The organism is Streptococcus sp. 1055, from assembly GCF_013276815.1.
GTDB lineage: Bacteria > Bacillota > Bacilli > Lactobacillales > Streptococcaceae > Streptococcus > Streptococcus pseudopneumoniae.
Window position 1 is genome coordinate 38681 of the sequence record NZ_VMLT01000021.1, and the last position, 6081, is coordinate 44761.

A 6081-nucleotide genomic window follows, 5' to 3' on the forward strand; every position below is an offset into this window, starting at 1 on the left:
TCCTTCCATTCTATACTGTCATTCTATCTAAAATAAGGTCATGTAAAAAGCATGAATACTATTGACCAGATTGGTAAAGGCATTTAACCAAAGGAGGATAGAAAGCCCGTAACGCTTTTTACGAAAAGCCTGTGCTCCTGCCAGAAGGCAGATGAAACACAGAAAAGCCGTGAATAAACCAAATAAACTCCGTTCCATTAGACTTCCTTTCTCTTGCGGTATTGGATGGTAAAATCATAAGGATTTTTCTCATCTTTGGCGTAAAATTTGCTTGAAACTGTCTCAAAAAGAGACAAGTCAAACTCTTCAGGAAAATAGGTATCTCCCTCCACCTGAGCATGAATTTGAGTGACAATCACTTCATCCAAATAGGACTCAAAAGCCTGAAAAATCTGCTTCCCACCGATAATGTAGAGATTCTTTTCTTGAGCCTGATACCAGTCGAGAACAGACTGGACGTCCTGAAAAGTAGCAACCCCATCTATCTTTTCTTCCGTGTTACGTGTCAAAATCAAGGTCTCCCGTTGTGGAAGCAAGCGACGTCCCATCCCATCAAAGGTTACCCGCCCCATCAAGATAGCATGATTCAGAGTTGTTTCCTTGAAATGTTGCAGTTCTGCTGGCAAATGCCAAGGCAGACGATTATCCTTACCAATCACACCCTCTTCATCCTGGGCCCAAATAGCTACGATTTTCTTAGTCATGCTTCCATCCTTTTTACTGATAGTACTATTTTATCAAAAAACTCAAAAAAAGACTGGTTTGGAATAGCTTACAAAATAGAAAAAATCTGTAAGAAATTTCCTACAGATTTATCTATGTTGCCTTGTTTCTTACAAACCAGGTGCTTGTCCAAGTTCTGCGGCAAGCATCCAGATTGTTTTATCCGTTTCATTTTTAGCGTCTGAGAAGATACCATTTGTCACATCATCACCTTCTTCATCAGTAACATCCAAACCTTTTTGGAAAAGTTCTGACAAGTAACGGTAGATAACAAGGACACGTTCCAAACTTTCTTCAACATTGCGGTATTCACCAGCTTCTTCTTCGATTTCACTGTTTTGAAGGAACTCTGTCAAAGTAGAGTATGGTTTACCACCGAGTGTAATCAATCGTTCACTGATTTCATCTAAATGACCATCAAGAGCATCCATGTACTCATCCATTTTTGGATGCCATACCATAAAACCGCGTCCACGCATGTACCAGTGCACTTGATGCAAAGCAACGTGGGCTACGTACAAATCAGCAACAGCTTGATTCAAAACTTCCTTTGTTTTTGCCAATGCTACTGGCGCTGCTTTTGTTAATGTTGCGACATCTTTTGCTGCTTCTTTTTTCAATTCTACCATTTTATTTTACCTCATTCATTATTTTTATGTAACCACTTCTTAATGATTACTACCTTAGTATACTACTAAGGAAAACCAATAGCAAGCAAAATAACCCACATGAGAAAAGTTGCAATAGACTGATAATTTAAGAATTCTTTAGAAGACGAAAAGAGGGTTGGATGCTTATAGTCAATGGAAATCCATCAGCAAACTAGGAAACTAAACCCAGCTTGACCAAAGCACAAGTTTTGAGGTCGCAGGTAGAACTGACCAAGCTGATGTGGTTTGAAGAAATTCCCCAAGACTATAATAGATTGAAATAAGATGTAACCAAGTCGATTAGGAAAGACAAATGAATTTCTAAAAATGTTTTAGCAACCGCAATGTTCTGGTCTATATTCAATCTACTATATAATACTCTTCGAAAATCTCTTCAAACCACGTCAACGTCTCCTTGCCGTAGATATAGTTACTGACTTCATCAGTCTTATCTACAACCTNNTTTCATTGAGTATAAGATTCATTTCCGAGCAAGTTCTTGAATTTACTCGAGGATAAACTATCATAAAACAAAGAAAAAGAGGGTGCTACTATCACATCCCTCTTTCAAATCATCGCTTAATACCAAACGCTGACATCTACGCGCCCTTGGATTCCTTTCATGTATTCAGAAGAGGTATATTGCCAACCTTTTTCTCCTGAATAATGAGGGTTTTCCCATTCTAAAGCATTGTTATAGGCCGCTACCCAGTTTACATGTTTTAAAATATCTGGGTGTTTTAAACGCGTCTGTAATAAACTACGATAGCTATAGACATACACATTTTGATAACCCGCCTGCTTCATCGTCTCCATGTACTTGTTGATAATCTTAACCCAAGTACCTGTATCATTCGGAGCACGCTTACTTTTATTCACATACTCCCAGTTCTCAACATCATAGTAGATAGGGTAAGACAAGTTCATATTGTATTTCTTCAGAAGTTCAATGGTCTGTTCAGCATCATTCTCAGCATCAGTCTCATTTTCAGCATAGGTATAGAGATAGACGCCATAAGGTATTCCCAGACGGTTTAACTCCTTAATGTTATGCGCCAATTCCTTGTCTTCTTTACCGCTATAACCTAGACGAACAATGACACCATCTACTTCATTTTCATCAATAACCTTTTTCCAATCATTGATACGGCCATTGTGCTCACTAATATCAATAACTTTCTTAGCATGTTCGGTTCCAACTTGTTCTTCTCTATTATTAAAGAAATAGCGTTTACCATCTCTGTGAACCCAGCCGACATTCAAATCTTTCTTTTCTTTGAGCTCACCAGAGGCCGCAAAGATATAGCGAGCGCCATCCATAATCACTTCATCAGTCGCCATGGCACCACTTCCAGTCAAATAGTAGTTGCCTTGCCACTCATTCTGAGCCATATAGCCCCACTTCTTGAAATAGTACCATTTGCCGCCCACTTTTTGCCACTCTTGGTTAGCATAAGTTCCATCGGATTTGAGATAAAAATAAGCAGAATAGGCTGGATCATAAAGCCATTCATTTTGCATCATGGCACCTTGACCGTTCAAGAAATAACTTCCTTGCCATTGGCTTTTAGCCATGTAACCCCACTTCTTGAAGTAGTACCACTTATTTCCAATCAATTGCCATTCTTGATGAGCATAAGCCCCATCTGACTTGAGATAAAACCAACTCTTGTAATTATTATCATAAAGCCACTCGTTTTGAGCCATATAGCCACCTGATTTCAGGTAGTAATTGCCCTGCCACTCATTTTGAGCATAACGACCGTCTGATTTGAGATAAAACCAAGCTTTGTAGTTATTATCAAAAATCCATTCACTTTGAGCTTTAGAACCATCAGCCTTTACATAATAATCTCCATCCCAGTGGGCAGAGACACTGTTTCTCTGTTCATTGCTACTAGTTGATGAAGTTCCTGTTGATAGACTAGATTTTTCTGAAACTGTGCTTCCACTTGTTTCATCTGCCGCAATTCCTGAAACTCTTACGCCAAGTAAGCAAAGGCTTGCTAGCCCTATACATACAAATTTTGTTTTCAATCTTTCCTCTCCTATAAAAAATGGAACAGACATCTGAATGCTGTTCCACCTAGCTTTTGCTACTTACTGATTATTTTACAAAGTCAAGCAAAGCCAAGAAGCTTTCAGCTTCAAGTGACGCACCACCTACAAGGGCACCGTCAACGTCTGGACAAGCCATGTATGAAGCAACGTTCTCAGGTTTAACAGAACCACCGTATTGAACACGAACTTTGTCTGCAACTTCTTGACCAAAGTCAGCAGCTACAACGTCACGAACAACTTTACACATTTTTTGTGCGTCGTCTTGTGAAGCTGATTTACCAGTACCGATAGCCCAGATTGGTTCGTAAGCGATAACTGATGCAGCAACTTGTTCAGCAGTCAATCCAGCCAATGCAGCAGATACTTGAGCACCTACAAATTCAGCAGCTTTACCAGCTTCGTAAGTTTCAAGTGACTCACCACAACAGATGATTGGAAGCATACCGTTTGCAAAGATTGCTTTTGCTTTTTTGTTGATATCTTCGTCAGTTTCATGGAAGTAGTCACGGCGTTCTGAGTGACCGATAACAACGTAGTCAGTACCGATTTCTTTCAAAACTTGTGGGCTTGTTTCACCAGTGAAGGCACCTGCATTTTCAAAGTAGCAGTTTTGAGCAGCAACTTTAAGGTTTGAACCTTTTGCCGCAGCAAGAACTGTTGTCAAATCAAGAGCTGGAGCAGCGATACCTGCTTCAACAAGATCTGATGAAGGAAGTTTTGACGCAACTGCTTCAACGAATGCTTTAGCTTCTTCTGGATTTTTGTTCATTTTCCAGTTACCAGCGATAAATGGTTTACGTGACATTTCACATACCTCTTTTTTCAATTTATTTTCTATTTATTTTATCACAATTAGACACAGCTTGCAAATCTTACTCGGATTTCAAGCCTGCTGACATGGATTAATCCTTCCAGAGATCCATAGCATTTCTGAAATCTGCCGATACCTGTGTCAACTGAGGATTGCTTGCTTCTCTTTCTGCCCGCTTAGCCTCGATTTGAGCCACACTTTTGATACCTTCATGTCGCCAGTTTCTCAAAATCGCCTGGATGTACTTCCAGTTTGGTTTTCCATTCAAAACAGCTTCACGAAGAGCTTCCTTAATCAAGTCAGCACTGGTTCCATCTTCCTTTAGTGTCTTCATCAAATCCTCAATCTCAAAAGGCGTCAACAAGCGTCCCAACTCCTGCTGGAAGGTTTCCACCAAATCCTTAAGCTGATTTTGAGGTATCAACTGGTCTGAACTCGAAGCAATAGCTCCAAGCAAGTCATCCAAACGTTCCAAAGCCAAACTAGCATCAAAGAGCAATTCAATTTCGCCATTCAATTCGATCGTTCGATACTGAAGCAGTCCCCTCTCCGTCAGATTGGAAATAGCCTGATTGACTTCCGAAATTTCCTTGCCAATCCTTTCAGCAATCTGGCTGGGCGACATTTCTTCTAAGCCTGTCGTATTTTGCAAATAGAAAAATTGCCAGACTAGAAAATCATCGCTGGAAGGAAAGAGTTCCTTAAAATGCAAGAGAAGGGCACTCGGTAAAACCAAGTTCCCTGATTTAAAAGCGTCTAAATATGTCATAATTCCTCTTATAAATACCCAAATGTAGATGCATCATCTTCTATTTTTCTCCAGTCAAAAGGCGTCTCCTGATAGACCGCATAATTCACCCAGTTACTGAAAAAGAGGGCTGCTGATGAAGACCAACAAAGACAAGGTGTCTGGTTGACATCATCATCCTTAAAGTAATTTTCTGGAATATGAGGATCCAAACCTGCATCACGATCTCGGAAATATTCATTTGCCAAGGTATCACGGTCATATTCCAAATGCCCAAAACTATAAATTTCACGCAAATCACGACTAGCCAAAATCGAAACCCCAACCTGAGAACCCTCTGATAAAATCTCGAGATTGGTTTTGTTTAAGACCTCTTCCTTAGAAATCTCCGTGTGCCGAGAATGAGGGGAAACATAGCTATCGTCAAAGCCTCTTAAAAGAAGGTGCCCTTCTTTTAAAGTGTCCTGAGGATAAATACCCGATAACTTACTGTCCATCTGGTATTTTTCCACTCCATAACGCAGATAAAGACCAGCCTGAGCCCCCCAACAGATATAAAGGGTCGAATAGACATGGGTCTTGGACCACTCAAGCACCTGGCTAAATTCCTCCCAATAGTCCACTTCCTCAAATGGTAAATGCTCAACTGGAGCACCCGTGATAATCATCCCATCAAAATACTCATCCTTGACTTCAGGAAAGGTTTTATAAAAGGTCTCCATGTACTCTGAACGAGTTGTTTTAGAACGATGGCTCTCCATATAGAGAAAATCAATATCCAATTGCAGGGGCGTATTAGCCAAATGGCGCAACAACTGGGTTTCTGTGACCATTTTCTGTGGCATGAGATTTAAAATTAAAATCTTCAAAGGACGGATATCTTGGTGGGCCGCACGTTGATCATCCATGACAAAGATATTCTCTGTCCGTAAAATCTCAACAGCTGGTAATTTTCTATCAATTCGAATCGGCATAACCCTCTCCTAACTGTACTCTTTCAGAAATAATTGCATATGTTTGAAACTCTTCGAGAATCTCTTCAAACCGCGTCAACGTTGCCTTGCCGTACGTATATGTTACTGACTTCG

At 40.2% G+C, this 6081-nt stretch carries 7 protein-coding genes; all 7 read right to left on the minus strand.

The features are described 5' to 3' along the window. Positions 1-27: 27 nt before the first annotated feature. Positions 28-198, minus strand: coding sequence for a hypothetical protein (locus HT699_RS02695; RefSeq protein WP_000442276.1), 171 nt, complete (start codon positions 196-198; stop codon positions 28-30). After that, positions 198-704 carry a dihydrofolate reductase gene (locus tag HT699_RS02700; RefSeq protein WP_138699539.1) on the minus strand — a complete coding sequence of 169 codons (507 nt, stop codon included), beginning with the start codon at positions 702-704 and terminating at the stop codon, positions 198-200. Before HT699_RS02700 ends, HT699_RS02695 begins: the two co-directional genes overlap by 1 nt. A 129-nt stretch (positions 705-833) precedes the next feature. Then, positions 834-1352: a Dps family protein gene (locus HT699_RS02705; RefSeq protein WP_023937471.1), complete on the minus strand. Its 519-nt coding sequence runs from the start codon at positions 1350-1352 to the stop codon at positions 834-836. Positions 1353-1952: 600 nt separating this feature from the next. Continuing rightward, the gene (gene lytC / locus HT699_RS02710; RefSeq protein ID WP_007284876.1) at positions 1953-3443 is read right to left on the minus strand and encodes a choline binding-anchored murein hydrolase LytC; all 1491 of its coding nucleotides are present in this window, start codon (positions 3441-3443) and stop codon (positions 1953-1955) included. A gap of 37 nt (positions 3444-3480) precedes the next feature. Beyond that, entirely contained in the window at positions 3481-4239 is a 759-nt protein-coding gene (tpiA, locus tag HT699_RS02715) for a triose-phosphate isomerase (RefSeq protein ID WP_000087893.1), read from the minus strand. 97 nt (positions 4240-4336) lie between these two features. Next, on the minus strand, positions 4337-5014 hold the full coding sequence (locus HT699_RS02720) for a DnaD domain-containing protein (protein WP_138706753.1): 678 nt from the start codon (positions 5012-5014) through the stop codon (positions 4337-4339). 8 nt (positions 5015-5022) lie between these two features. Further along, positions 5023-5967, minus strand: a complete 945-nt coding sequence (gene metA / locus HT699_RS02725) for a homoserine O-succinyltransferase (RefSeq protein WP_023937474.1) — start codon at positions 5965-5967, stop codon at positions 5023-5025. Between the last annotated feature and the right edge of the window lie 114 nt (positions 5968-6081).